Consider the following 24,570-nt stretch of genomic DNA (forward strand, 5'->3'; position numbering starts at 1 on the left):
ACTCTCTGAACTCGGCTCTTTTTCGTTACGAGCGAAGGGATGATGTTATGTCGAGGTTATTCAAAGATCCCCTGATTGTGGCCGCGCTGGCAACTTTGCCCGCCGCAGCAATAGGGTTTTCCACCGTCATCGAATTTCAAAGCTTTGTCGTGCCGCTCTTGGCCGCCGTGCTTTGGATCCTGGTCGTGATCCAGGCCTTCAGCACCAAGGACAGCGGTGAAGTGAAGGATAACGGAGAGGCTGACGAGATCCAGCATCTGCAGCTGGAACTGCAAATGGCCACCGACAAGGTTGATCGCATCGCCGAAAAGAAATTGGTTCTTTTGAAGAACAATCTCGATAAGAAGTATTCCCTGGATAAAAGCTCTCTGGAAACCGCGCTCAAGGAACTTGAAATCGAAAACAACCGTCTGCGCGTACAGCTCGGCGAACGCAACTCCGATCTGGCCAATATCCGCGTGCAGCTCAACGATCTGAAAGTCGAGCTGGAAGGTCACCGCGAGCGCCTCATCAAGCCCGGCAACAATGATGAAGCCGTGAAGCAGAATGAACGCATTCGGCAGCTGCAGTCGCACCTTGCCGAGCGGGATGAGCATCTGGCCGCCCAGGAAAAACTCCTGCGGCACATCCTGGGTCTGGTCCCCTCCATTCAAAAGCAAATGTCCGCTGTGGTGGAACATACGGAAACCTCGGCCATCGAGATCGGTGATAAGGTCCGCTCCATCTATGAGAAAGCCCAGGAACACCTGGCGGAATCCAATGAAATCAACAAACAGTTCTCCGGGAGCCTCGGCAAGAACGATGACGAGGAGAAGCTCTCGCTGTCCGGTGTGATTTCCGTTGCCCTGAAGCTCCTTCAGGAAATGACGGACATGTTGGACGAGAACGGCAAACTGAATCTCCACTTCTCACAGTCGATCCAGACCATCCTCGAAAGCACGGCGACTATCAACAAGATCACGGAAGATATCCAGTATATCTCCGATCAAACCAACCTGCTCGCTCTGAATGCGGCCATCGAAGCCGCCCGTGCCGGTGAGCATGGCCGGGGTTTCTCGGTGGTTGCCGAAGAGGTGCGGAAGCTGTCCGATCGGACCAATCAGGCCTCCAACGACATCACCCAGATCGTCGGCAAGGTGAACGATTCGATCGAAGCCATTTCCAAATCGCTGATCGATAACCGCAGCAAGACCGAAAGCAAGAAGGAGAGCGTGGACAAGGCAGTGAAATCCCTGCTGCAGACTGCGCGTGAATCCACAGCTGTCTTCTCGAAGCTGGTGGATTCGTCCGTAATCAGCTCCCAGAGTGTGGCCCATAATATCGATCAGATTATTCTGAGTCTGCAGTTCCAGGATATTACCCGTCAGGAGATCGAAGCGGCCGTGGTTCCCATCCGGCAGATTTCCAACCTGGCGGAAGAAATGGTGGCCAAACTCAGCATGCTGAGCTCCGATACTCTCGGTGATCATCCCATGAAGATGGCGGCTGGTCAGGACTTCATGCCATCCGCGGCACCCAAGGCGCCGACTTCATCGTCCGGGCGCAAGGCACCGCCGACTTTAAGCTTTGACGATCCTCCCCTCACTGAAGACATGAAAAGCACCACATCGGTGAAAAAACAGGACAGCAAGCCAGGCGAAGTTCTGGTGTTTGATACGCCGGAAGAAAAAATGCAGAAGGAAGCCGCGCCGGGCGCGAAGGAGGAGGAGGCTGAAGATCAGAAAGGTGCGGAACGTGGGGATGTTCTGCTCTTCTGATGCGATCAGGCCACCTGGGACCGCTGATCCAAGGGAAAAAGCTCCAGCATCGTCAGGAGATTGCCTTTGAAGACGCGGCGCAGATTCTCCTCAAATCGATGACCCTCACCCAGAGCCAACCGCTGAAAGATTTCCGATCCCAGATATTCACCGAGATGACGGCTCAGGCCAAAATCCTGCTGCCTGTCCTTCTCGTTGTATCGGGCCAGGTCCTCCAGAATCCTTTCGGGCTGCCGCAAAAGATCCAGACCTTCCGCTGACACACGCGGCCGCCTTGGATTCATGATGGAGGCGGCAAGCGTGCCACAGACCTGTCTTTCAATACGCCCCATAAAATTCAAGCGGGCGTCGCGCCGGCGAGACTGCAGCATATCATAAAGATAAAACCCTGCGATCTCGGCAAAGCGGTTGATGCTGGGTTCACGGAGCAGGACCGTTCCGGATGGACTGAAGTAAGCGAAGCCATCCATTTCGCAGCGGCGTTCCGCGGCCGAGAGTTCAGCCCGCGTGAGTTTGAGTTTGGCTTTGATGTAACTCCGGGTGGCCTTGTCGGGTTTGATGTATAAATCAAAGTGCGAAAGATCCGTGGTGTTGACGTTCAAACCCATGAACTGATTCAAAGCCTTGAGTATATGCAGAAGCTGATAATCGAAATCGTATTGATGCTCGGTATAAAGATCGAAGTCATCCCCGTGCGTGCCATCCCAGCTCGCGTGAAATTCCTCCCACATGGCGAGCGACTGCCACTTGATCCAGGGCGCTGTGTTCAGCACGCAGAAAAAATCCTGAGCGAGCTGCAGATAATCCGTACTGTCGAGTGGCAGCTCCTTTGAACTGAAGGCATACTCGTCGATGTTATTGACGACGCGAACCGACTTGATGGCGGGATTCAAGTGCGCGAGCAGATGCTGATCGGCGAGGTGATATTCGCCAATCAGGCAAAGGCAGAGATGCTGGGGATTGTTAGCGGCCCACTCGTTCAGTATGCGCGCGGCAAAGGCGTCGCGTCGTGTCAGGCGATTCGGTGTATCAAACTGGGAGTTGATGCCGCAGACGCGTATCCTTTGCTCCGCACAAAATGCGACGATGGGCTGATAATTTTCCCAGGGAAAACCCCATTTGTTATGGTAGTCGATGCATTTCAGGAATTTGTCTTCCGGCAAACGTCCGGCCAGGAACTCGTCGATGACCGGTTGATCCTCGGCATTGAAAATTTCCAGCGCCACCATCAAAGGACGCTGGGGTTCGCGGTTGCGAATGTGCCGCAAAATCCTGAGAAATCCGCGTTGTGATTGTCTTAAGGTGTGGAAGTCGCCAAACAGCGTGATTTGCGCTGCCGTCATGCGCGTTGCCAGCTGATCAATACTGCTCGCCAGGTACGTCGATGGCAATGACGCCTGAAAATTGCGGGAATAGGCGGCAATTTCTGCAGTATTCATGGACGTGATATGCTGCGTCGCTTGAATCGCATGCCGATAAAGTTCCTGATGAAAGGACTGTAACTTATGCAATGCACTGCTGGGCACAGCGAACCTCAAACAATGAGATAGGTAAGCCGTTGAATCGGCTTTATCACTTTCAGATGGGGCGTGGAAGCTCTAAAAATAGTTTACCACAATAAGAAAGGCTCCCCGGGAAGGGAACCTTCTCAGTCCGGAGAGTGGAGAGGAAAGATATTATTTTTTGGTGTTTGTTAAGTCTTCAGGTGCGAAATAAAATCCACCCAAGGGAGAATCCTGTTCAGGATCCATGCCGGGAAAAATGTAGTTACAACGCAGACCTGTCTTGCCGCGAACCAGCCAGCCCAGTTTTATCAAGGCTTCCGCGCGGGTGAGGCAGCGCTCCTGCAGAACACTGGTGACTTCCTGCTTTTCCACGACTTCGCGAATGAGGATGCCGGTTCCTTCCTTGGTCAAAAGACTGCCGATATAAGCGATGCTATTTACCTTTAAGGTATCGTTCAGAGTTTTAACCAGTTCCGCTTGCGATACGATGCCGTTCCTTGCGTCAATGATTTGACGTTGGCGGGGATAGATCAGGAGATCCTCGCCGGCGAGAAGTTTTTGCGCGACATCAAGAGCGAAGTAGGCAGGAATCTTTTGATTCGCTTTGAATCGCTCTTCTGCACGTTGCACCCAGACCTCTGCATCCTCACCTTGCTGGGTCCATTGCTGAAGCCGCAGGGCGGTGGCATACATTCGACCCTTGTCGGGAGCCACGGACAGCATGATGCGACCGAGTTCGTTCTGCCCCATAATCTGGAGCCAGACTGCGTACTGCGTTTCATAACCATTTTGCGCGATGAGGGTCGCGCCGCCGCTTTCCGGACAGGAATCGAGGATGGCTTTGCGTGCGTTGGGAATGGTAATACGCCACACGCGGAAGACAGAAAACTGCCAGGGCGTGTTATAGCGATTTTTCAGGATCGCCTGGATCTTTTCGCCAAGATCCTTGGTTCTTTTAGCCCTGGGATGAAACAAACCCTGGATTTTTTCCCAGCGGTCGTCACGGATCGACTCCAGAAATTCATTCAGGAGATTGTGCAGACGGATTTCCTGAGTCTGCAGGGCGACACCGGGGCCTTTGGAGATCAATTCACATTGCGGCAGGCGGGGTGGGGGCGGTGTGGCTTCTTTTGCAGAAAGAGAAGGGCTGGTGAGAAGGAGCCCCAACAGCCCGCAGAGAGGCATGAAAGATTTATTTCGCCGCGCAACTCCCGCAACCCGAACTTTTTCCAGAAAGGTCAACAAGCTCCCAACTCCCGAATTCGGCGTTGATCAGATCGAGCGCATCATCAAGATATTCCTGCTCAACAGTGAATAATTCTTTCATGATATGGGTTTCCAAACAATAGGCATTGTACGTGTAGATATTATCATCGGGGTCGTAAATCAGGCTCACACCAGCCTGCCGGTCCTCAAAGCGATAGACTTTTTCCATAAAGTTCAGATCATTCAGTTGTTCGCCTCGCATTTCAGGCCTCCATCGTGAAAATGGTTCCGTCGGCCAAGGGTAGCGAACCTCGGCACAAACGATCAAGGACTTCCGGATAAAGTCGACATTCGCTGCTAAAGACCTTGGCTGCGATCGCCTCAGGATCGGCAAGTCCTTCGATCGGCACCCGGATCTGGGCAATGATCGAACCTTCGTCGTAATGTTCGTTCACAAAGTGAATGGTGGCGCCCGTCACAACGTCCCGATTTCCATGCACGGCGCGATGTACATGCATTCCATACATGCCCTTGCCACCATACTGGGGTAAAAGCGCCGGATGAATGTTGATCACCCGATTTTCAAAACCAGGAATGCTGGGAAAGGGCTTGAGAAAGCCACCGAGAGCGATCCAATCGATCTCTTCATCCCGCAGCCATTGCGCGAGTTCGCTTCGAAGGTCAGGACCGGCATTTTTTCCGAAAGTTCCGACAAAGACCGGGAGACCCAGCTCATGGGCAATGTCCACGCCGGTGCAATCCTCGCGTGAGCTGATCACGCCCGCGATGCGGTAGGACCGGCGCGACTCCTGGGAAACCAGATTCTTCAAAGTGCGGCCGCCGCCGGATAAGGCCAGGGCGACCCGCTTGGGTTCAATTGGGGCCATCAGTAAAACCTCCCCTCATCCTGAATCCGTGCGCCATTCCAAAAGGACATGGCATCCAAAGATTTGGAACCGGCGGGCTTCAGTTGCCTGATCCAGAGCGGATGCGTGCCGGTTCCGACCAACAGCGCCTTGGCCTTGCGGTCCAGGCGGAAAACACCAGGCTCAAGACGCGGAACATCCGCACTGGCCGGCTCCATATCCTCGATCACGACCCTGGCATCCTGCCAGAAGCAGAAGGATCCTGGCCAGGGCTTGTAGGCTCGAAATTCATTCACAAGCTTATCCACAGGTTGTCCCCAGGAAATTTGACCGTCTGTCTTGGCAATCTTCTTACAGAAGGTGACAGCACTGGGATCCTGTGGCGTGCCAATAAAGTCAGGATCACGCAAGCGGTCGAGCGCCTGGAGGAGCAGGGAACCACTGGCGGCAAAAAGCCGGTGAGTTAGACTGGCGGCATATTCCTGAGGTTCAATGGCGAACTTTTCCTGCAGAATGATGTTTCCCGCATCCAGCGCTTTGACCGTAAAGAGGATGGTCACAGCGGTTTCCTTCAGCCCATCCAGCAGGGCGGCAGGAACCGGTGTCGCGCCACGGTAGGCAGGCAGGGCCGAGGGATGAATATTGATCGTGGCCCGCTTCGGTATTTTCAGGAAATTTTCGCTGAGAATTTGCCCGTAGGCGGCGGTGATGATGATATCAGGTGCCGCCTGCCTCAGGATATCCAGGAATTCGGCTGCGCTCGCTTTTTCCGGCTGCCAAACCGTTAATCCCTGCTCCTTGGCAAAAGCAGCCACAGGAGGATCGGTCAAAACCTGCTTGCGCCCAGCCGGACGAGCGGGCTGACTCACCACGCCCAGAAGTGCATCCTGAGCGCTGCTGCGACAATGCTCCATCAAAGTCCGCAGCGGACTCACGACTTCCTCGGGTGAACCCATGAATATGATTTTCATTTGAACCTCGCGCGTCGAGTGGCGATGGGCTGAAAATATGCCACGGACAGCGCGCGGGAACAAGGAGAGAGTTCAGGGCACGTTTTTAGGCAGGCCTTTGCATTCTTCAAATTGGCCGCGCAGTGCGACGTTGATTTCCTTGAGGAGTTCATACTCCTTCGCGGATTTGATGCGGCCATAGTATTCGGAGAGTTCCACCGATCGATCCGGATTCATCAGCGCGAGAATCTGGGTGGTCTGCTTTTGGGGAAAGCGATTGAAGAGGGACACCACGAGATCCTTATCCAGTTTTTCAAAGACCGCCGCGGCCTTCTTGGCCTCCATTTTTTGATAGAATTCGACGAGCTTATTGAGGCGATCGCCCTGCAGCTCCTTTTCCTTCTGGAGAGTCTGTTGGAAGAAGATCATCTCGTCCTCGAGTTTCTTGATTTTCTCGTCGACCGATTTTTCCAGGTTCTTGAGCTGGGCTTCGCGGGTGCTGAGGATATGAATACGGTTTTCAACCTGGCTCTGTTTGCGTTCGAGCATGGTGAAGTAGCGACCCACTTCATCCTTGCTCATGCCTTCGGTATTGATCTTCGGCAGATTCAGCAGATCATCGAGAAAGCTGCGACGCTTCTTCTCCACGACCTCGGTCTCATCCGCCGGCGCCTCGGGAACCTCGGGCACGGCGGTCTCCCCCGGGACGGCGGCCTGCTCCGTCTGGCCCCAGAGAGGTTTATCCCCGAAGGTAATGAACTGGCTGTCACCGAGCATGACGTAGCTGATCACCGCCACTTTCATAAGAATGATGGACGGGATACTGTAACGGGTCAAAAGCTGAGCGGCGGTGGACATGGCTCACTCCTATTCCTTGCGCCGGTTCATCGAGATGGCAAACTCATCCAGCTGCTTTTGTTCCTGGATCTTCATCTGCTTCATATGCTGTTCCAAATAACGTTCATCGAGGTGTTCGAGCATCTTCATGCGCTTCTGGGCTTCCGCCACCATCAGCCGCTGATGACGCTCCTCCTCTTCCACGGCGCGCAGGGTCATGAGCCGCTGATACCATTGCGCCTTGGCATAATCCACGCCCAGCTCCAGGGCCGTGAGCATTTTGCGTTCGGAACTCTGGCGTTCGCGGTTCAATTTCTCCACACCCTCAATATAGGTCCGCTGCGACTGCATGAGAGCCTCGGCTGCCTCCTCGCGTTTCAGCTGGATCCGATTAAGTACGGCGGTCTCCTGATCGAGCTGCAGCTTGCGGATCTTGATCAAGGGCTGGAGCTTTTGCATTTTCTGTTTGGGCTTGGTCATGGTTATCAGCCGCCTTTATGCGACATGCCCGAGAGCACGCGTCGCAGTCCGTTCATGGCATCGTCCATGCGGGTCGCTTCATGGATGCCCTGCTTCAGGAAGGCTTCCATCAAAGGCATGATCCGCAGCGCCTCGTCGAGTTTGGGGTTGGTGCCGGGATGATAGGCACCGATCTGAATCATATCGAGACTGCTGTTATAGGCACCCAGGAGTTCCCGGAAATAGTTGGCCTGTTGCCAGTGGGTCTGGGAAACGATATCGGTCATCACACGGCTGGCGCTGGAGGTGATGTCGATGGCCGGAAAATGACCCTTCATGGCCAGCTCACGGGTGAGGTTGATATGGCCATCCAGGATGGAACGCACGGCATCGGCAATGGGGTCGTTGAAATCATCGCCATCCACCAGCACGGTATAGAGTCCGCTGATGGGACCGCTGCCCTCAGGTTGGGGGCCGGCACGCTCCAAAAGCTTCGGGAGCAGGGAGAAGACCGAAGGCGTATAACCCTTGGTGGTCGGAGGTTCACCCACGGCGTTGCCGATTTCCCTTTGGGCCATGGCCACGCGGGTCAGACTATCCACCATCAGCATCACCCGTTTGCCCTGGGCCGAGAAATATTCGGCGATGGTTTGGGCGAGCTTGGCTCCACGAATGCGCATCAGCGGGGATTGATCGCCTGTGACGATCACCACCACCGAACGCTTCAACCCTTCCGGTCCCAGGTCGCGTTCAATGAATTCGCGCACCTCACGACCGCGCTCGCCGATGAGGGCGATGACGTTCACATCAGCTTCACTATGTTTGGCGATCATGCCCATGAGCACGGATTTTCCCACACCCGAGCCGGCACTGATCCCGATGCGCTGGCCTTCACCAAAGGTGAGCAGGGCATCCATGGCCCGAATGCCGAGGCTCAGGGGGCGTTCGATACGCGCCCTCTCAATGGGATTCGGCGCGGGTCGATCGATTTCAAAGACTTCACTGGACTCGGGGATCACCATGGTGCCGCCGTCGAGCCGATTCATAAAGGCGTCGATGACATGCCCGAGCAAAAATTCGCCCACAGGAACCTGGGTGAACGAACGCACGGCCTGAATGGTGGAACCCGGCGATACACCGTTCAAGTGCGAATAGGGCAGAAGGAGAACGCGATCCCGACGGAAACCCACCACCTCGGCGATGATGGGATCCTTGCGATCGTTGGCTTTGATGCTGACGATCGAACCCACGTGACAGCCGGGAAGGGTGGCTTCGATCAGGGTGCCGACGATTTCCGCAACCTTGCCATGAAAGGACCAGGGAATGGACTGAAAACTGGTCTTCAGATGACCCGCATCGAGACGCCGCAGATTGCGCAGATCTTGCATTAACCCGCCTTTTCCTTGCTTTCAAACAGTTGAATATCGGCCTGATCAAGAAGGTCGCGGATAATCTTCGGCAGATCACCATCGACAACGGCATGTTTGCCTTCCACCCGGAAATGATCATTCTGCAGGCGCTCATCGACCTTGAGACGCTTGCGCATCTCGGGATTGGACCATTGACTGAGATCCTGGAAAGCCTGAGGGCTGACGTGAATGACGAAGTCATCCTCGGGCAGGGCATCGGCAATCGCCCGTTCGATGACAGCGCCGAAGGATTCCGGATTCACCTTGAATTCACGATGCAGGAGAGCCTCGAGAAAGCTCTGGCAGATCATCAGGAAATTTTCCTGAACATGGGTCAGGATGGATTTTTGCATGCCCTGAAGATTTTCCATGATGGCAGCCAGCTCATTGGTGATGGCATGGATCTTATCCTGAGAGCTCAAGGTTCCCTTTTCCTCACCCTGCAAGAAGCCCTGCTGATAGCCCTCGGCCCGGGCCTCCTCGCGCAGGCGTTCGCGCTCCTCCTCACTGAGGCGGACCGGTTCCACTTTGGGAGCCGGCGCTTCGGGTTGGGACATGGACTTTGTCGGGACATAGGGAACGAAATCCTCGGCATCCGTTCCAGGCGCGGCCGTTTCCTGCACGGGGGCAGGAGTCGAAGCGGCAGCCGGTCTGGGAGCACTCGGCCGGGACGGGGCCTGGGGTTCCGGAGCCGACGTTGTTTTCACGGGTATGGCCTGAGGAAAGAGATTGACCGGAGGGGTGGCCTCCTTCTGGTCCGCCTTGCTCTCCCGTACCGGGGTCTCGATGACCCGGAAGGTGGCCTTATTAAAATTGAAATCGATCTTCTTCTCTTTCAAAAGGCTGGTCACGTCCAGCTCGAATTCCTCTTCCTCGTAAAGCCGGTGATGACGATTGGCCATGCGCTTTTTCTGCTTCTTCCACTCGTCGGTGAAGTCGAGAGGACGGATGACCGGCCGGGACTCATGAGGAAAGCTCATATTGATTTCATAGGAGTTCCGTACACTTTCCGCCAAATCCTCTTCCGCGTGGAGTTTATTGTGGATGATATTGGCATTGGCGTTATCGTGATAGGTCACCGGCTTGTCACAGATTTCCATCAGGTTGAATTCGCTGATGTTCATCACCTCACGCACGGGGTCATCCTTCTTGATGAAGCGCCCGTGGCTGCGGTTATTGGTATGGTTCAGCATGTTTCAAGCCTCAGTGCGTGGATTGATGAGGGTTCAAAAGGATACGCAAGGCTTCCGTTGTTCGCGCCGGCTCATGCTTCGCCAGATAAAGGATCTGCTCCTGGGGCGAAAGCTTCTCGAAGGGCACGTCCTCTTTCACCTGCACGTTCTGAATACTGCCCATCTCCAGGTCCGGCTTGAATTCCTCGACGATCTCCTCCTTGCGCTTGCGCTCGGGATCATACGACAGCCAGCGGAAGTAGGGGCGGACGATGAAGGCAAAGAAGAAGACCAGAGCCAGAGCGATGACCGAGGAGACGACCAGGGTGGAAATGTACTTCCGGTTCTCCTGCTTTTTCTCCTTGATGGCCTGCACCTGGGTGGCGGCCAGTTCGAACATCAGGTTGTGAACCTTGACCTCATCCCGGCCTTCCCTGAAGCCGATGGCGGAGCGTACGAGGTCCTCGATCTTGCGCATTTCCTCAGCCGCTCGTGGCTGGAATTCAGGTGCCGTGCCATCGGAAGGATAGATCTGCGTTCCATCCACGATCACCGCCGCCGAGATACGCTTGATATTGCCAACGGGCATCACCTTATGGCGCTTGGTCTTGGAGACCTCGTAGTTGACCCGTTCGCTGGCTCGCTTGCTTTTGGTGGAATTGGAATTGACGACCAGCTCCTCCTGTTCGCCCGGAACATTGGATTTGGCGCCGGGAATACCGGTGGGATTCAGGCCATTGCCGGCCATTTCCTGATTGTTCACATTGGAGGAGATCACCACGACCTTGTCCGGGTCGATATCGCTGATGGTCTGCTCTTCCTGGGTGAAGTCGACCTCGACATCCACCTTGGCATCCACACGATCCTGGCCCACGATACGGCCGACGAGGGTTTTGATCTTGTTCATCATCTCCGCTTCAATCGTGCGGCGATAGGCGGTCATTTCCTGGGTCAGCTTGGTCGTGGGATCATCGGACTCAATCTTGGTCAGCATCTTGCCTTCCTGGTCGATGATCGTTACCTTTTCCGGCTTCATGCCCTCCACTGAGCGTGACACGAGATGCGTGATGCCGCGGATTTGTTTCTGGCTGGGTTCCTTGCCGCGCTGGGTCTTAATGTAAATGGCGGCCGTGGGTTCCTGCTCATCCTCCTGAAAGAGGGCTTTTTTGGGCATGACGATATGCACACGGGCTGACGTAATGCCGTCGATGGAGCTGATGGTTCGGGCCAGTTCACCCTGAATCGCACGCAGTCGGTTGATGTTCTGCTCGAATTCGGTGCGGGTGAAATCCTGATCATCGAATTTTTCCCAGCCGATCATGCCGCGAGTCGGCAGACCTTCCTGAGCCAGTTTCAAGCGCAAAGGCATCACCTGATCCGCCGGGACCTTGATCCCTTTGTCATCGATGAAAAAGTCTGAAAATCTTTGCTTGCGCAGCTCAGAGGCGATTTCGTTGTTGTCCTGTTCGGAGAGGTTGGGGTAAAGATAGGCCATCTCCCTGCGTTCGCCGACAAAAAACAGCGAAACAAGGCCGCCGAGGAGCAGGGCCAGGGCAGCCATCACAGCGATTTTTTTAGGTCCATTCAGTGATTGCCAAAAGGCCCCCAGGCGTTGACTGAGGTTCCTGAAAAAGTCATTCATTTTTTCCATGGTCACCCCTCAGCAGATTAAACAGGCATGCGCATGACTTCCTGATAGGCTTCCAGCGCTTTATTGCGAACCTGGACCATCAGGTTAAAGGACAGTTCGGCTTGGGTAGCCGCCAGCATGGTTTCATGAATGTTGGTGTTCTTGCCGTTGGCGAGGTCAACGGCTTTTTTATCCGCTTCCATCTGACCCTGGTTCACTTCTTCCACGGCGTTTTTCAAATGATCCATGAAGCTGGTTTTGGGCTTTTCATCACCCTGGCCGGCGCTCTCAAATTGTTTTTGCGCTTTAAGATCGCGCAGCTCGCCCAGGATTTCACTACCGAAGCGCAGCGATGAGGTAATGCGTTGCATCGCTCCCGTCTCCTATTAAACGCGACCAATTTCGATAGCCGTATTGGCCATGCTTTTCGAGGCATTCAGAGCTGTGGTGTTGGCTTCAAAGGCCCGGGTTGCGGCGATCATGTTCACCATCTCGCTCATGACCTGAATGTTGGGCATCGCGACATAACCATCGGCGTCCGCATCAGGATGCGAGGGATCCAGCACGCGACGGGGTGCCTTGGTGTCCTTGTGAATGTCCACGACCTGCACCTTTTTCAGCTGCGTGCCGGCATCTTCATCCAAAAATCCTTCAAAGGGATTGCCGCTGGCTGGATTCGCCGCAAACACCACATCCTCACGCCGATAGGGTCCACCTTCCGGTGTGCGCGTGGTGTTGGCATTGGCCAGGTTGGATGACAGGACATTCATGCGAATGCGTTGAGCGGCCAAGCCGGATGAGCTGATATCCATGGCTTTAAAGAAACTCATACCTGACCTCCGTTGGCGATGGCATATTTCAGAGTCGCCAATTTCTTATTGATCAATTCCACGGTGGCTTTGTAAAGGATCTGGTTTTGTGCCATCTGGCCCATCTCCTGATCGATATCCACGGTGTTGCCGTCCTGTCCGACGCTTTCGGTGGGACGCACATAGACTTCAGCTTGCAGGGTCCCGTCCGCTTCCACCAGATCACTGCGGAAGTGCCGGGGATCGACAGCCTTCATCGGCATGTTTTCCTCGTCACCGCCTGCCAGCGCCTGCAGTTGCTCCTCAAAGTCAAAGCCGAGGGCGCGATAACCAGGAGTTTCCGCGTTGGCCACGTTGCTGTTCAGAACATGCTGGCGCTCCAGACGCAGATCCAACGCTGCCATCTTTATCTGGTCGGAGCGGGTGAACATGCCCCCGATCAAGCTGCTCATAGCGCTTTTCCTGAAGCGGGCTGTGGCACTTCCAGACCTTCAAGATTGAACTCGTTGATCTTGTTGCGCAGAGTTCTCAGGCTGATGCCCAGAGTCTTCGCGGAGTGCGTGCGGTTGCCATTATGCGTACGCAGGGTTTCCAGAATGAACTGGGTTTCCACTTCCTGCATTTTGCGACCGATCGGCAGATGCTTGACCCATTCCAGATCATCATCCACTTTCTTTTGTTCGAGCACGAATTCCTTGGCGGTGATCGTGTTGCTGGTCGCCATCAGAACCGCGCGCTGGATCACGTTCTGCAGCTCGCGCACGTTGCCGGGCCAGGTGTATTTCAGAAGCTTTTGCATCGCATCCGCGGTCAGCGTTGCCGGCTCACCTTTGAACTGGATGCTGAAGGCCTTCAGGAAGTGACGGGTCAGGACCTCGACATCCTTGGGGCGCTCACGGAGGGGCGGAATTTCCAGGTGAATCACGTAGAGGCGGTAGAAGAGGTCCTGGCGGAAGCGGCCATCCTTCACCGAACGGGTGATGTCACGGTTGGTCGTGGCGATAATGCGGGTATTGACCTTGATGGGTCCGTTGCCACCGATACGCTCGATCTCCTGCTCCTGCAGGGCGCGGAGAAGCTTGGCCTGCAGATTCTGATCGGTTTCCGTCACTTCATCCAAAAGCAGCGTGCCGCCGTTGGCCTGTTCGAACTTGCCGATATGCTGCTGATGAGCGCCGGTGAAGGCCCCTTTTTCAAAGCCAAAGAGCTCGCTTTCCAGAAGATTGGGAGGCAGGGCCGCGCAGTTGATGGCCACAAAGGGGTCAACTTTGCGATTGCTGCTCATGTGGATCATGCGCGCAATCACTTCCTTGCCGGTTCCGGATTCACCCGTGATCAGCACAGGGACGTTGGCATCAGCGATCTGCTTGATGATTTCACGAATGCGCAGCATTTTTTCATCGGCGAAGATGAAATTGGCCTGAGGCGCTGGGGCAGCAGCCTGCTTCTGCTGTTGCTGCTGCTTTTCGCGACTCTGTTTGTCCTTCATGTAATTGAGGTAGTCATGGGAACTGACTTTTTCCTCAACATCATGAGCGATCGCACCATTGTTGCTTTTCATGTTCATCAGAGACTCCTATCTTTGGATTTGCTCCAAACGCTTCTTAGCTAGCTCGGCATACAAGAGGTTGTTGCCGTCATCGGCAGCTTGTTGAAAGGCAGCCATGGCTTCGTCCCGGCGGCCTGATCGATAGAGCAGGAGTCCGCCTTTATAAAGAGCCTCAGCGCGGCCTTCCCACTGATTGTTTTCGGTGCCGGTCAGGGTATAGAGACGACCGGCTTCCAGATAATCGTTATTGCGACGGAACTCTTCGGCCAGTGCCGTGAGTTCATTGGTCCAGACCCGCAGCGCATCCTTGTTCGGAGGCGCGGATTTCAGATTGATCCGGCGCAGCAGCTGCTTGGCCGCCTTGCGCTCGGGATCCATGCTGAGCTGTTCAAAGCGCTTGCTGAGATCGGCAAAAAGATAAATCATGCGCGCGGTGGGTTGGTCTTCTGCGCGATTCCCACCCACGGGAGAGCCGGAAGTGGGGGTTTCCGTGGCCAGCTGCTGATTCCAGGTTTCAAGCAGAATCCGGGGCGGAGTCCGCACGAGCTGAGGAGCGGTCAGGTTTGCCTCGAGGTCGGGCTTGATTTCAGCGTAAATGACCGCCTTTTCTTCAGCTGTCAGAGCCTTCCAGCTTTCCCAGGCGTGGCGATCCGCCTGGCTGAGACTCTTCTGCAGGCGATCGATCGTGTCCTTGCCTGACTTGCGCGCGGTCTCGTTATCATGACTTTTCATCGCCGCCTGCATATGCCAGAACCAGGCCCGGAACTGATCCGGTTTGTTGTCGGTGGTTCGGGCTGCATTTTCATAGTAGGGCAGGGACGGAAGCGGCTGCTTCATGCGGCGATAGGATTCCGCTGCAGCCCAGCTCACCGACGTGACTTTTTTCAGCTCATCCATGCTTTTGGGCAGGCTTTCCACGACGGAGATCACATCCACGTATTCCTGCGCTTTCAGATGCTTCTCGATGCTCACGAGGATACTGTCTTCACAGCGTTTCAGGAGAAGGGGACGGAAGGGTTCCGTGGCCTTGCCCTTGTAACGGTCGAAGTACTCACCGGCGATTTTTGCGGTTTCGGCATTCCAGACCTCCGTCTTCAGACGATTGGCCAGGACGATGCTGTCGATCATGAAGGCGGTGCGTGGACTGTCGGAACCATCCCGGGTTTCTTCAAGACGCATCATGATGTTGGGACCGACGATCGGGGGTTCATCAAAGAGTGGCATCAGCTTTTGAATGGAGGCTGCATCGATCTGCCAGTAGGCGCGGCGCAGAGCGGACAGGGCGGCGAGGCCTGGATTATCACGCACCGGAATGGTTTCGAGACCTTTGCTGAGCTGGGCGACGTCGCGCGCCTTGCCCTGCTGAACCGCTCGAATGGATTTGATATCGAGACGCCGCATGGCTCCGAAGGCAGCCAGGGGACTGTCGGGATGTTTTTGCTGCAGGCTTTCATAGTAGCCATCAGCCAGCGTCAGGTTGCCTTGACCCAGATGAATTTCCGCCAGTTTCCAGATGTGTTCCGCGCTGTGATCGAACACAGTGGGATCATCATGCAGAACCTTCTGGTAGCCGATCAGGGCACGATTTTCATGACCAAAGTCAAAGAGTTGGCCGGCATACTGAGCCATGGCTTCGGTGGAGGTCATGGCCTTGCCGGCATTTTTTTTGAGCCAGCCTTCATAACTTTTGCCGGTTTTGAAGGTCGCAATCTGAATACGATAGATGTAGGGGGGATAGGTTTTCCACGATTGCCCCAGACCACCCGTGGTATCATTGAGTTTGACCACCAGCTCCTGAGGCGTGCGAATGGCTTCAGGTTGCGGCTGCAAAAGACGGCGTTTGCCGGTCGGCTCCGCCAAAGCCGAGTTGGCCGCTGGAACCGGAGTGGACGCCTCGGGCGCCAGCTCGGTTAAAGTGGGCTGGTCATCGCCGGCCGAAGCCCTGGCCACCGGTACCAGAGGCAGACCCGTGGTGGGGTCATGGCTTTCCCTGTAATCGGCATCAAAGAAATCAACCGTGATACGGAAGGGTTCCTGGAAACTGTTGACCATCACCCGCACCGCATCGTCGCGCAGGATCATTTTCACTTCCGTGCCCTGGCCACCCTGATCCTTGAAGAAAACCCGGCGCACGACGGTTTCATCATAATGAAACACGGGTTCGAGTTCGCTGGTATGGGTGCCTTGAATTTCGAGAACCAGGGCGCGCTCGGCCGGTTCATAGCGATAGGTAAAGACGCGTTCCTCGGGAAATGGCAATACGATTTGACTGTAGCGTTGCTTCCCGAACAGCAGCACCCCGTTGCCGCTCAGCAGGATGAGCGCAAGAGGCAAAAGCAGTCGTAATGCGGCAAACAGAGTGCGCATGGGTCGGAAGCCTTCTTCAAGGTATTGTCGGCAAGGCTTGGATTGCAACCGTCGTGCCACATTTTAAGCGTGGCAAATCATTATCTAAAACTTGACAGCGCCAAGAACTCGTCATTGGGCGAGCTTTGCCGGAGTCAAAGGCCTGACGATCACATGCCTTTGTGTCATGACTTTGACTTGCTCTGGCTTTGGTAGTATGGATAAATATTCCTGTGAATGGACCATTCCCGCTGACGAGGACACTTGAATGTGGACAAAACCTAAGCTTGCCTGGGATCAGAAATCCGTGCGTGTGGCCGTGATTGGCGATCTCATTTTGGATGAATATTTGGATGGCGTCGTCAATCGCATCTCGCCGGAAGCGCCGGTCCCGGTGCACCTGGTGCGCAAGACATCCATCACCGCCGGTGGTGCGGCGAACGTGGCCCGCAACATTCAACTGGCCGGTGGCGAAGCCATGGTGGTCGGGGTCTGCGGGAACGATGGCGCCGCCGATCAGCTCAAACAACTTCTGAAAACGGACAGCGTCGATATCAAGGGCGTCTTCACCGATCCCGAGCGTCCGACTGTTCGAAAAACACGCATTACCGCCAATCATCAGCAGCTGGTGCGCGTGGACTGGGAGGAAGTGCGCTCCATCCCTCAATGGATGCAGGATGAACTCTATCAATATGTGGAAAAGCAAAACTGGGATGTGATGCTGCTCAGTGATTACGGCAAAGGCGGTCTGCCACGCGAGTTTCTGCAGCGCCTGATTCAGCTGGGCCGGCAGCGTCAAGTTCCTGTCGTGATCGATCCCAAAGGCAAGGACTACACACAGTATGCGGGCGCCACGCTGGTGACACCCAATCGCAAGGAAGCCTGCGACGCCCTCGGTCTTGACAACCAGCCGTCGATTCCGGCTGTGGAACTGGCGGATCAGCTCTATAAGAACTATCAAATTGAAAATATCCTCGTCACCCTGGGGGCCGAGGGCATGCTGGGGCTGGAAGGCCCGAGCGGGGAAAAACAGCAGCTCTCAGCTGTCACCCGTGAAGTCTTTGATGTGTCCGGTGCCGGTGATACGGTGGTTTCCATCATGGCTCTCGGGCTTGGCGCGAAGCTCTCGCTGTTTGAAGCCATGCGTCTTGCCAATGCTGCGGCGGGTCGTGTCGTGGAAAAATGGGGCACGCAGCCCATCCTTCGTCATGAACTGATCGAGGCTTTGGAGCACGAGGACAGTGCGCATCACTTTGGTTTTACCCAGACCACAAGCAAGGTCATGGAGAGCCGTGATGTGAAAGCGGCCATTGGACCCATCGGTCAGCGGACGCAGAAAGTTGTCTTCACCAACGGCTGCTTTGATATCCTGCATGCCGGACACATTTCCTATCTGGAGGAGGCTCGTTCCCGGGGTCATGTGCTGGTGGTCGGTGTGAATACCGATCGATCCGTGCGTGAACTGAAAGGAGCCAGCCGGCCGATCATCTCCTGTGATCAACGCATGCGGCTTCTGGCAGCTCTTCAGTGTGTGGATTTTGTGGTGCCCTTCGATGAGGATACGCCGGCCCGTCTGATCCAGGACATCATGCCGGATGTTCTGGTCAAAGGCGCTGACTATGAAGTCCATCAGATTGTAGGTGCTGATGTCGTGCAGGCCCATGGCGGCCGGGTGGAACGCATCCCGTTTGTCGAGGGTTTGTCGACCAGCGATATCGTGCGGCGTGTCAAGGAAAACAAGGGCGTGGGCCTGGATGCCTAATTGCCTTTTTGCTCGACCGACACACTGATCGTCACCGAATTATCTTCAATGTAATCGACGGATTTGTTCAGGTTCGCCAGCGTTCCGAGCAGTCCGCCGATCCTCACCTCAAGGCCCAGCACCTGCACCGCAAAGTCCAATCCATAGCGGAACTTCGGATAGCTCATGAAAAAGAGGTTGAGATCGTTCTCCATGACCGATTTCAGCTCGCCACTGGCGTATTTATCGGAGTTGAAGATGGTCTGTGCCCCCTTGATATCGTAGGTGGCATAATCCATCCAGGGCACGATCGCAAAACGTTTGAGCACAAACCAGCTGAGATTCAGCCCGGCCTCGTAATGATTGACCGTATAACGAAAGCTCTGCATGTCGCTGCCCAGGATTGAGACCGGTCCATTCTGTGATTTCACATAGCTCAGGCCATGCTTCACATTCAGGCTCTTGCCACCCAGGATCATGGCCAGCCGCAATTTTTTATGCAGCTTGGGAAAGGGCAGAAAGGCCAGATTCAGACCGAGTCCACTCGTTTCGAGCGTCGATTTTTGTTTGCGTTCATAGGTATAGTTGGTATCGCTGTATGTCCATTCTTCGGCCAGCCTGGAGCGCTCAATCGAAAACCCGATGGCTATGTTTTTCAGGGAAAGGGCGAGGTGCGGTTCCAGTTTATAACCGGTGACCGTCACAACATTGTTGGGATTGACGTCATCCAAACCTTCCGGTTTTTCCATCAGTTTGAGGTTCACCTCTTCAAACTGTCCGGCATAGGTGATGGTATTGCGCGAAGGAACGATATGGTTGATGGGAGGTGACTGGTACAGGCCGGGATTTTGCGCACGCTGCTCGACAAAGTCGTCCACGATCGGTGTGCGCGGATCGAGGTTTTGACCCTGCCCCAGTGTTGGCAGCAGCAGTGTGGCCAGCATTATCCTTTTGCCCGGCACGTTCGCTCCTTGATGGATTCTCCCGACTTCTTATCGGCAGACTCCGGGCTACTGGACCCCTCTTCCCAAAAAGTAAGAAAGGACCGGGAAGGCCGCTCACCATTCGCCGGCATGGTTTTGAAATCGCATGGCCCGGAGTTTCAGAATTTCGAGTGTGGCAGGATTGGGTGCGGAGCCCGACGTTCCCTTATGATCCTCTTTGAATTGCTGAAACGCACGGCTCACATAAATCGCCTTGTGGATGGGATCCTCCATGAGGCGCCGCGACAGCGGTTTTTCAATGAAGTCAAAGGCTCCCAGGCGCATGGCTTCCACACCCGTATCGCGGCGCTGCAGGGAGGTCGTAAAGATGCAGGGAATCCAGATGCCGGCTTCGTTCATATGATGCAGCATTTCAAGACCCGACATTTCCGGCATCAGAATATCCGCGAGCACCAGATCGAGCGTCGTCTGCTGGAGTATGTCCAGGGCCTCGCGGCCGTTGGCTGCCGTATAGAAATTCCAGGCCAGCCCGTCCATGCTCAGCAGGGTCTCCTGCAAAAGATCCATGCTGTCCATTTCATCCTCAACCAGTAGTACCCGGACTTTGCCTTCGATCATCATGCGACCTCCCTTTCCTTGACTTTCATCATCATATGCGCGGCGATTTCCTTGAGAGGCAGCACACGATCCACGGCCCCGGCTTCAATCGCTGACTTGGGCATGCCGAAGACCACGGAACTGGCCTCATCCTGAGCCAGGGTATAGCTGCCTGTATCATGCATGGCCTTGAGGCCCTGAGCCCCATCCTTGCCCATGCCGGTGAGGACAACGCCAATGGCGTTCCGCCCAGCCGTTTCTGCAACCGAACGCATCAGCACATCCGCCGCTGGCCGGACACTGTTTTCCGTAGGATTTTGATTTAACTTCACGTAATAAAAGGCACCCGAGCGGGCCATTTCCATATGAAAGTTGCCCGGCGCGATCAGAACACGGCCTGGAATCACACGATCCCCATCCTGCGCTTCGCGAACCTCAAATGGCATCAATTCATTCAGGCGTCCCGCAAAGGCCGTTGTGAAACCCGGCGGCATATGCTGCACGATCACCGTTCCTGGTATATCAGCCGAGAACTGCGAAAGCAGGGTTTTCAAGGCCTCGGTGCCCCCTGTGGAGGAGGCGATGGCAAACACCTGGTGCGTGGTCCTGGCCATGGCGCTCGGCGCCTGTCGCGGTGCGTTCAGCATGGTCCGATTTTTTTTAATGGCATCCAGGTTGGCACTTGCAGCCATCTTGATTTCCAATGCGATCGCCGTGGCAAAGGGCTTGAGGTCTTTCGCAGCACTGAACACTGGCTTGGTCAGGACGGCCACCGCCCCAACCTCGTAGGCTCGCATGGCGGTTTCTGATCCCTTGTGAGTCAGACTGGAAAAGACGATGGTGGGCGTGGGCATATGAACCATGACTTTGCGCAGAAAGGTCAGGCCGTCCATCCGCGGCATTTCCACATCCAGCGTCATCACATCGGGCCGCAATTCGAGGAGCTTGCGTCGGGCGGCGTAAGGATCAATCGCCGTGCCCACCACCTCGATGCCAGGGTCCTCACTCAGGAGGGCGGTCAGCATATTGCGAATCACGGCCGAGTCATCTACGATCAGGACTCTCACTTTCCGGCTCATGTCGGCTCCCATCGGTAGACGGCGGGGCCTGCGCGTTTGAGTCCAGGAAACATGCCAGCCACAGCCTCGGAATGCCCAAGGAATAAATGCCCGCCGGGCTGCAGAACCTGCGTCATCTGGCGGATGACGTACTGAACGGTTTCCCTTTCAAAGTAGATCAGCACATTGCGGCAGAAGATCACATCGAACTTGTAACGAAAGGGATAATTCTTCAGGAGATTGAAACGTCCGAACTGGACCATGGACTTCAGCGAGTCGTCCACACGGTACCAGCGCGCGCCATCTTCCTGAAAACGGGTGAAGTATTTATCCAGAAAACCCGGTGGAACATTTTCCACCTGCTTTTCGCTGTATATGGCAGTTCTGGCTTTCGCCAGAACCTTGAAGTCAACATCGGTGGCCAGAATTTTCGGCGTAAAAATGCATTGATTTTGCAGATCATGCAGAACCATGGCCAGCGCATAGGGTTCCTCGCCGGTGGAACTGGCCGCACACCAGACGCGAATATCGGGCTGGCTGCCACGCGGGAGGCTTTGAACCTGATCCTTAATGAGTCGGGTCAGGATCTGAAAATGCTCCTCCTCCCGAAAAAAATGCGTGGTGTTGGTGGTCATCGCGCTGACGAAAAGATGCAGAATACGATTGTCATGACTCTCAATCGCTGTCAGCAGATCACGATAGGAGAAAATTCCTTCGTTGCGCAGCTTCAGAAGGCGGCTGGACATCAGCGCCAGATTCTTTTCATTCAATGGCAGATTGATACCGGTCAGACGTTTCAGGATTGCTGAAAGCTTGAAGAACTCGCTCTCAGAGGGGGCTGAATGTCGATTGGAAGAAGCGTTCGCTGCCATGTGTCACCAAAAGCTGCGGGCCTGAGCCCGCAGCTGAAAATTGGACTCTATCAGAAACCTACAACTTCTTTTTCATCATTGGAATCCAGCGGAAGCTGTTTTTCCGCTTCACGATCCACGTTGCGCTTCAGGTCGGACTTGTGCCAGTTGGCTGATTTCGGATTTGTGTTCGCGCGACGGTCACCTTTGAGGTTAATAACCTTCTTCGGAGCGGCCACACGAGCGGGAGCATGGTGACTGGCGCGTGATGAAGAGGCGGCTTCCGCTGCTGCATGAGCGGCACCCACCAGAAGTTCCAGATTGCGTACCAGCTGCAGCAGCTGATCCGCCTGGGCATTGAGTTCCTCGGAGGCGGCAGCGGATTCTTCCGCGGCTGACGAGTTCTGCTGCGTAACGGAATCGAGCTGGGTGACGGCCTGGTTGATCTGGCTGATACCCTGGCTTTGCTCCTTGCTGGAAGCAGCGATCTCGGCGATCAGACCGGCAACTTTTTGCGAGCTGCTGATGACCGTTTCCAGAGCCTTGGCCGTATCCTGGGCCACGCCCACGCCACGCTCGGAATTTTTCACCGACTGCTCAATCAGCGTTCCTGTATTGCGAGCCGCCTCGCTGGCTCTTTGCGCCAGGTTGCCGACTTCATCCGCCACAACTGCGAAGCCGCGACCGGCGTCACCAGCACGTGCCGCTTCCACAGCTGCGTTCAAGGCCAAAAGGTTGGTCTGGAAAGCAATCTCATCGATGGTCTTGACGATCTTGGCGGTTTCATCCGAGGAGCTTTTGATTTCCTCGATCGCCTTGACCAGACGGTTCATCGAGTCCTGGCACTGATTGATCAGCTCGCCCGACTTCATCATCAGGCTGTTGACTTCCTGTGCGTTGTTGTTGCTTTGCGTTGTCATCGAAGCCATCTCTTCCAGGGAGCTCGAAGTTTCCTCGAGGGAAGCGGCCTGCTCATTGGCGCCTTCTGCCAGGGCCTGGGACGCATTGGAAACCTGTGTGGAGGCCGAAGCAACCTGCTGGGATCCATCGCTCAGACTATTCATGATGGAATGCAGGGTGGCGCTGGCACCCTCGAGTTCCTCGGTGCTGCATTTTTGCAAACCTCCGAAGACCTGTTTGAGGACCTTGGTGACGCCCTGCACCACAAGATAGCCAAACGCAAGACCAAAAGCGATGCCCACTACACTCATCAGGACCATCAGCAGGAATGCGGAGTCAAAGTTGTCTGCGGCAGCTTTCTTATCGTCGGCCATATTCTCACGGTTTCTGTCGATAAGTTCCTTGAGAGCTGCTTCAGCAGCATCCAAAGCCAGCCGTCCTTGGCCAGTGGATAATTCAAACGCTTTGGAGTTGGTGTTTTCACGCGATAGTTTGCGAATGGCTTGATGAACTTTCAGGAAGTTGGCCCATTCACGTTCAAAATTCTCCAGGAGCCTTTGCTCTTCTCCTGTTCCACCCATGCTGAGGTTCTTGAGTTTTTGTTCAATAACACTTGCAATGCGGTCGGCTTCGCCTTCAAAATAATCCATGCGTTCTTCGGTCGATTCAAGAATGAGGTTTTTTTCCGCTCGGATTATCGATAAAAGATCCGCCATCAATTCGGAGGCGAGGAGAGCCTTTTCACCTTTGGATATTCGAATGTAGTCACGCAGAGCTTTGTCGGAACGATTGAAAGCCTCCCGACCTTCCCGCGCCGACATGTTTCGGGCTCTAATATTGGAATTGGCAAGGGCCAGCTGCACAACTTTCTCATGAACGTTCACAAAGTCCGTAAATTTCTTGTCGAAGACCTCGAGCTTCTGCCGACCTACCTCACCCACCAAACGCTTCAGTTCATCCTCTGTTTTGGTCAGGGCTTCCCGGCGCTCCTTGGCCTTTGCCACCCAGGTGTCCATCTGCTCCTGGGTTTCTGAGAGAATGACGTTTTTTTCTGCGCGGTGAATCGCGATCAATTCCTGGTTCATCACGCCGGCAAGCTCGATGCGGCGGGAGGTTTTGTCAATGATTCCTACGAGACGATCATTCATACCTGAGAGTTTTATTAAGCCAACGGCTCCGATCATCAACGTGACGATCGACAGAACTCCGATAACGAGATACAATTTTGCGCTCAAACTCATATTTCTCACGGGACTTTTCCTTATCATGTTCCTGTTTTGGGTTGCATGCCTTTGACCCGATTGACCAACTCATCAATCTCATCGGCTGCCATAATTTTGGCGACATCCAGCAGGACCACGACCTTATTGTCGCGCTTGCCGATGCCTTTTATGTAGTCAGTATCGCCCTTGCCACTGAACGAAGGCGAATCCTCTATCTCATGGCTATCAAACGAAAGAACCTGAGCCACGCGATCCACGACCACACCCGTCTCCGTGTTGCCGATATCAACAACAATGATGCAGGTGACGTCCGTGTCCTCGTGCGCTGGCAGGCAGAATTTCTTTCGCAAATCCACAACAGGGATGATTTTCCCGCGCAGGTTGATAATTCCACGAATGAAAGCCGGTGATCTTGGTATGGGTGTGACGTCGGTCATCCGAATGATTTCACGAACCGTCAGAAGTTCGAAGCCGAATATTTCATCATCAAGACGAAACCCCAAATACTTTTGACCCATGGACTTTTGTGCGGAAAAAGTCCTCTTCTCATCGCTGCTCTCCGGCTGATCCGGATCATGTCGCATGCTTTACCCTCCATCAAGGCACTACGAATCAACAACTGCGGGTTCTCTCGGCAGGGTTTCGTTTTTCCTTAGCCAGGCCCATCTGCTTTTTCGAAACGATTTGGTGAGTCTGCTTATTTATGTATCAACTGATACCAATTTAAGTTTTTCTGGGAACATGCTCACAAATGGAACAGC

The 24,570-nt window shown here is 54.7% G+C and carries 23 protein-coding genes; 2 read left to right on the forward strand and 21 right to left on the reverse strand.

Features of this window, described 5'->3' with window-relative positions; all coding sequences use genetic code 11:
- Positions 1–47 precede the first annotated feature (47 nt).
- Positions 48–1,757, forward strand: coding sequence for a methyl-accepting chemotaxis protein (locus tag OLTU_RS32840; protein ID WP_141731053.1), 1,710 nt, complete (start codon positions 48–50; stop codon positions 1,755–1,757).
- A 5-nt stretch (positions 1,758–1,762) separates the two neighbouring features.
- On the opposite strand, the gene OLTU_RS01820 is transcribed toward OLTU_RS32840, so the two are convergent.
- The 15 genes from OLTU_RS01820 to OLTU_RS01890 all read right to left on the reverse strand — a co-directional run bounded on the left by OLTU_RS01820 (position 1,763) and on the right by OLTU_RS01890 (position 16,516).
- Positions 1,763–3,196 (reverse strand): ChaN family lipoprotein, encoded by a 1,434-nt coding sequence (locus tag OLTU_RS01820; protein WP_218109781.1) that lies wholly within the window; start codon positions 3,194–3,196, stop codon positions 1,763–1,765.
- A 237-nt stretch (positions 3,197–3,433) separates the two neighbouring features.
- Entirely contained in the window at positions 3,434–4,447 is a 1,014-nt protein-coding gene (locus OLTU_RS01825; RefSeq protein ID WP_141731055.1) for a hypothetical protein, read from the reverse strand.
- 7 nt (positions 4,448–4,454) lie between these two features.
- On the reverse strand, positions 4,455–4,730 hold the full coding sequence (locus tag OLTU_RS01830) for a tyrosine-protein phosphatase (RefSeq protein WP_141731056.1): 276 nt from the start codon (positions 4,728–4,730) through the stop codon (positions 4,455–4,457).
- Between the two features lies 1 nt (position 4,731).
- Entirely contained in the window at positions 4,732–5,355 is a 624-nt protein-coding gene (locus OLTU_RS01835; RefSeq protein ID WP_141731057.1) for a formyltransferase family protein, read from the reverse strand.
- Positions 5,355–6,305 carry a methionyl-tRNA formyltransferase gene (gene fmt, locus OLTU_RS01840; protein WP_141731058.1) on the reverse strand — a complete coding sequence of 317 codons (951 nt, stop codon included), beginning with the start codon at positions 6,303–6,305 and terminating at the stop codon, positions 5,355–5,357. The genes OLTU_RS01835 and fmt overlap by 1 nt, the downstream gene beginning before the upstream one ends.
- Positions 6,306–6,377: 72 nt before the next feature.
- Positions 6,378–7,142: a MotE family protein gene (locus tag OLTU_RS01845; protein ID WP_141731059.1), complete on the reverse strand. Its 765-nt coding sequence runs from the start codon at positions 7,140–7,142 to the stop codon at positions 6,378–6,380.
- Positions 7,143–7,151: 9 nt separating this feature from the next.
- Positions 7,152–7,601, reverse strand: a complete 450-nt coding sequence (locus tag OLTU_RS01850; protein WP_141731060.1) for a flagellar FliJ family protein — start codon at positions 7,599–7,601, stop codon at positions 7,152–7,154.
- Positions 7,602–7,606: 5 nt separating this feature from the next.
- Positions 7,607–8,968 (reverse strand): FliI/YscN family ATPase, encoded by a 1,362-nt coding sequence (locus OLTU_RS01855; protein WP_141731061.1) that lies wholly within the window; start codon positions 8,966–8,968, stop codon positions 7,607–7,609.
- Complete coding sequence (locus tag OLTU_RS01860; protein ID WP_141731062.1) at positions 8,968–10,182, reverse strand: FliH/SctL family protein; 1,215 nt, start codon at positions 10,180–10,182, stop codon at positions 8,968–8,970. The genes OLTU_RS01855 and OLTU_RS01860 overlap by 1 nt, the downstream gene beginning before the upstream one ends.
- A gap of 10 nt (positions 10,183–10,192) precedes the next feature.
- Positions 10,193–11,812, reverse strand: a complete 1,620-nt coding sequence (fliF, locus tag OLTU_RS01865) for a flagellar basal-body MS-ring/collar protein FliF (protein ID WP_141731063.1) — start codon at positions 11,810–11,812, stop codon at positions 10,193–10,195.
- 17 nt (positions 11,813–11,829) lie between these two features.
- Entirely contained in the window at positions 11,830–12,162 is a 333-nt protein-coding gene (fliE, locus tag OLTU_RS01870; protein WP_141731064.1) for a flagellar hook-basal body complex protein FliE, read from the reverse strand.
- Positions 12,163–12,177: 15 nt separating this feature from the next.
- Entirely contained in the window at positions 12,178–12,621 is a 444-nt protein-coding gene (gene flgC, locus OLTU_RS01875; protein WP_141731065.1) for a flagellar basal body rod protein FlgC, read from the reverse strand.
- Positions 12,618–13,052 carry a flagellar basal body rod protein FlgB gene (gene flgB, locus OLTU_RS01880; RefSeq protein WP_141731066.1) on the reverse strand — a complete coding sequence of 145 codons (435 nt, stop codon included), beginning with the start codon at positions 13,050–13,052 and terminating at the stop codon, positions 12,618–12,620. Before flgB ends, flgC begins: the two co-directional genes overlap by 4 nt.
- Positions 13,049–14,161, reverse strand: coding sequence for a sigma-54 interaction domain-containing protein (locus OLTU_RS01885; protein WP_218109782.1), 1,113 nt, complete (start codon positions 14,159–14,161; stop codon positions 13,049–13,051). The genes flgB and OLTU_RS01885 overlap by 4 nt, the downstream gene beginning before the upstream one ends.
- Before the next feature lie 15 nt (positions 14,162–14,176).
- Complete coding sequence (locus tag OLTU_RS01890) at positions 14,177–16,516, reverse strand: tetratricopeptide repeat protein (protein ID WP_141731068.1); 2,340 nt, start codon at positions 16,514–16,516, stop codon at positions 14,177–14,179.
- 247 nt (positions 16,517–16,763) lie between these two features.
- Here OLTU_RS01890 and rfaE2 point away from each other — a divergent pair, with 247 nt between their 5' ends.
- Positions 16,764–18,257 (forward strand): D-glycero-beta-D-manno-heptose 1-phosphate adenylyltransferase, encoded by a 1,494-nt coding sequence (gene rfaE2, locus OLTU_RS01895; protein ID WP_141731069.1) that lies wholly within the window; start codon positions 16,764–16,766, stop codon positions 18,255–18,257.
- Here the strand turns inward: rfaE2 and OLTU_RS01900 are convergent.
- From OLTU_RS01900 to OLTU_RS01925, 6 genes are all read right to left on the reverse strand, one after another.
- Complete coding sequence (locus OLTU_RS01900) at positions 18,254–19,198, reverse strand: hypothetical protein (protein WP_141731070.1); 945 nt, start codon at positions 19,196–19,198, stop codon at positions 18,254–18,256. The genes rfaE2 and OLTU_RS01900 overlap by 4 nt on opposite strands.
- Before the next feature lie 96 nt (positions 19,199–19,294).
- Positions 19,295–19,801, reverse strand: coding sequence for a response regulator transcription factor (locus OLTU_RS01905; RefSeq protein WP_141731071.1), 507 nt, complete (start codon positions 19,799–19,801; stop codon positions 19,295–19,297).
- Positions 19,798–20,856 carry a protein-glutamate methylesterase/protein-glutamine glutaminase gene (locus tag OLTU_RS01910; protein ID WP_141731072.1) on the reverse strand — a complete coding sequence of 353 codons (1,059 nt, stop codon included), beginning with the start codon at positions 20,854–20,856 and terminating at the stop codon, positions 19,798–19,800. Before OLTU_RS01910 ends, OLTU_RS01905 begins: the two co-directional genes overlap by 4 nt.
- Positions 20,853–21,581, reverse strand: coding sequence for a CheR family methyltransferase (locus OLTU_RS01915; protein WP_218109783.1), 729 nt, complete (start codon positions 21,579–21,581; stop codon positions 20,853–20,855). Before OLTU_RS01915 ends, OLTU_RS01910 begins: the two co-directional genes overlap by 4 nt.
- A gap of 176 nt (positions 21,582–21,757) precedes the next feature.
- Positions 21,758–23,821 (reverse strand): HAMP domain-containing methyl-accepting chemotaxis protein, encoded by a 2,064-nt coding sequence (locus tag OLTU_RS01920; RefSeq protein WP_218109784.1) that lies wholly within the window; start codon positions 23,819–23,821, stop codon positions 21,758–21,760.
- Positions 23,822–23,850: 29 nt separating this feature from the next.
- Positions 23,851–24,393 carry a chemotaxis protein CheW gene (locus tag OLTU_RS01925; RefSeq protein ID WP_141731075.1) on the reverse strand — a complete coding sequence of 181 codons (543 nt, stop codon included), beginning with the start codon at positions 24,391–24,393 and terminating at the stop codon, positions 23,851–23,853.
- Between the last annotated feature and the right edge of the window lie 177 nt (positions 24,394–24,570).

The organism is Oligoflexus tunisiensis, from assembly GCF_001748245.1.
Taxonomy (GTDB): domain Bacteria; phylum Bdellovibrionota_B; class Oligoflexia; order Oligoflexales; family Oligoflexaceae; genus Oligoflexus; species Oligoflexus tunisiensis.

Bases quoted from the DNA above. Each gene is read 5' to 3' on its own strand.
- OLTU_RS01890 (WP_141731068.1), bottom strand. From the start codon at position 16,516: ATGCGCACTCTGTTTGCCGCATTACGACTGCTTTTGCCTCTTGCGCTC.
- OLTU_RS01820 (WP_218109781.1), bottom strand. From the start codon at position 3,196: ATGAATACTGCAGAAATTGCCGCCTATTCCCGCAATTTTCAGGCGTCA.
- OLTU_RS01830 (WP_141731056.1), bottom strand. From the start codon at position 4,730: ATGCGAGGCGAACAACTGAATGATCTGAACTTTATGGAAAAAGTCTAT.
- OLTU_RS01850 (WP_141731060.1), bottom strand. From the start codon at position 7,601: ATGACCAAGCCCAAACAGAAAATGCAAAAGCTCCAGCCCTTGATCAAG.
- flgB (WP_141731066.1), bottom strand. From the start codon at position 13,052: ATGAGCAGCTTGATCGGGGGCATGTTCACCCGCTCCGACCAGATAAAG.
- OLTU_RS01915 (WP_218109783.1), bottom strand. From the start codon at position 21,581: ATGTCCAGCCGCCTTCTGAAGCTGCGCAACGAAGGAATTTTCTCCTAT.
- fmt (WP_141731058.1), bottom strand. From the start codon at position 6,305: ATGAAAATCATATTCATGGGTTCACCCGAGGAAGTCGTGAGTCCGCTG.
- OLTU_RS01845 (WP_141731059.1), bottom strand. From the start codon at position 7,142: ATGTCCACCGCCGCTCAGCTTTTGACCCGTTACAGTATCCCGTCCATC.
- OLTU_RS32840 (WP_141731053.1), top strand. From the start codon at position 48: ATGTCGAGGTTATTCAAAGATCCCCTGATTGTGGCCGCGCTGGCAACT.
- OLTU_RS01860 (WP_141731062.1), bottom strand. From the start codon at position 10,182: ATGCTGAACCATACCAATAACCGCAGCCACGGGCGCTTCATCAAGAAG.
- OLTU_RS01885 (WP_218109782.1), bottom strand. From the start codon at position 14,161: ATGAAAAGCAACAATGGTGCGATCGCTCATGATGTTGAGGAAAAAGTC.
- fliE (WP_141731064.1), bottom strand. From the start codon at position 12,162: ATGCAACGCATTACCTCATCGCTGCGCTTCGGTAGTGAAATCCTGGGC.
- OLTU_RS01910 (WP_141731072.1), bottom strand. From the start codon at position 20,856: ATGAGCCGGAAAGTGAGAGTCCTGATCGTAGATGACTCGGCCGTGATT.
- OLTU_RS01905 (WP_141731071.1), bottom strand. From the start codon at position 19,801: ATGATGATCGAAGGCAAAGTCCGGGTACTACTGGTTGAGGATGAAATG.
- OLTU_RS01925 (WP_141731075.1), bottom strand. From the start codon at position 24,393: ATGCGACATGATCCGGATCAGCCGGAGAGCAGCGATGAGAAGAGGACT.
- flgC (WP_141731065.1), bottom strand. From the start codon at position 12,621: ATGAGTTTCTTTAAAGCCATGGATATCAGCTCATCCGGCTTGGCCGCT.
- fliF (WP_141731063.1), bottom strand. From the start codon at position 11,812: ATGGAAAAAATGAATGACTTTTTCAGGAACCTCAGTCAACGCCTGGGG.
- OLTU_RS01835 (WP_141731057.1), bottom strand. From the start codon at position 5,355: ATGGCCCCAATTGAACCCAAGCGGGTCGCCCTGGCCTTATCCGGCGGC.
- OLTU_RS01855 (WP_141731061.1), bottom strand. From the start codon at position 8,968: ATGCAAGATCTGCGCAATCTGCGGCGTCTCGATGCGGGTCATCTGAAG.
- OLTU_RS01825 (WP_141731055.1), bottom strand. From the start codon at position 4,447: ATGCCTCTCTGCGGGCTGTTGGGGCTCCTTCTCACCAGCCCTTCTCTT.
- rfaE2 (WP_141731069.1), top strand. From the start codon at position 16,764: ATGTGGACAAAACCTAAGCTTGCCTGGGATCAGAAATCCGTGCGTGTG.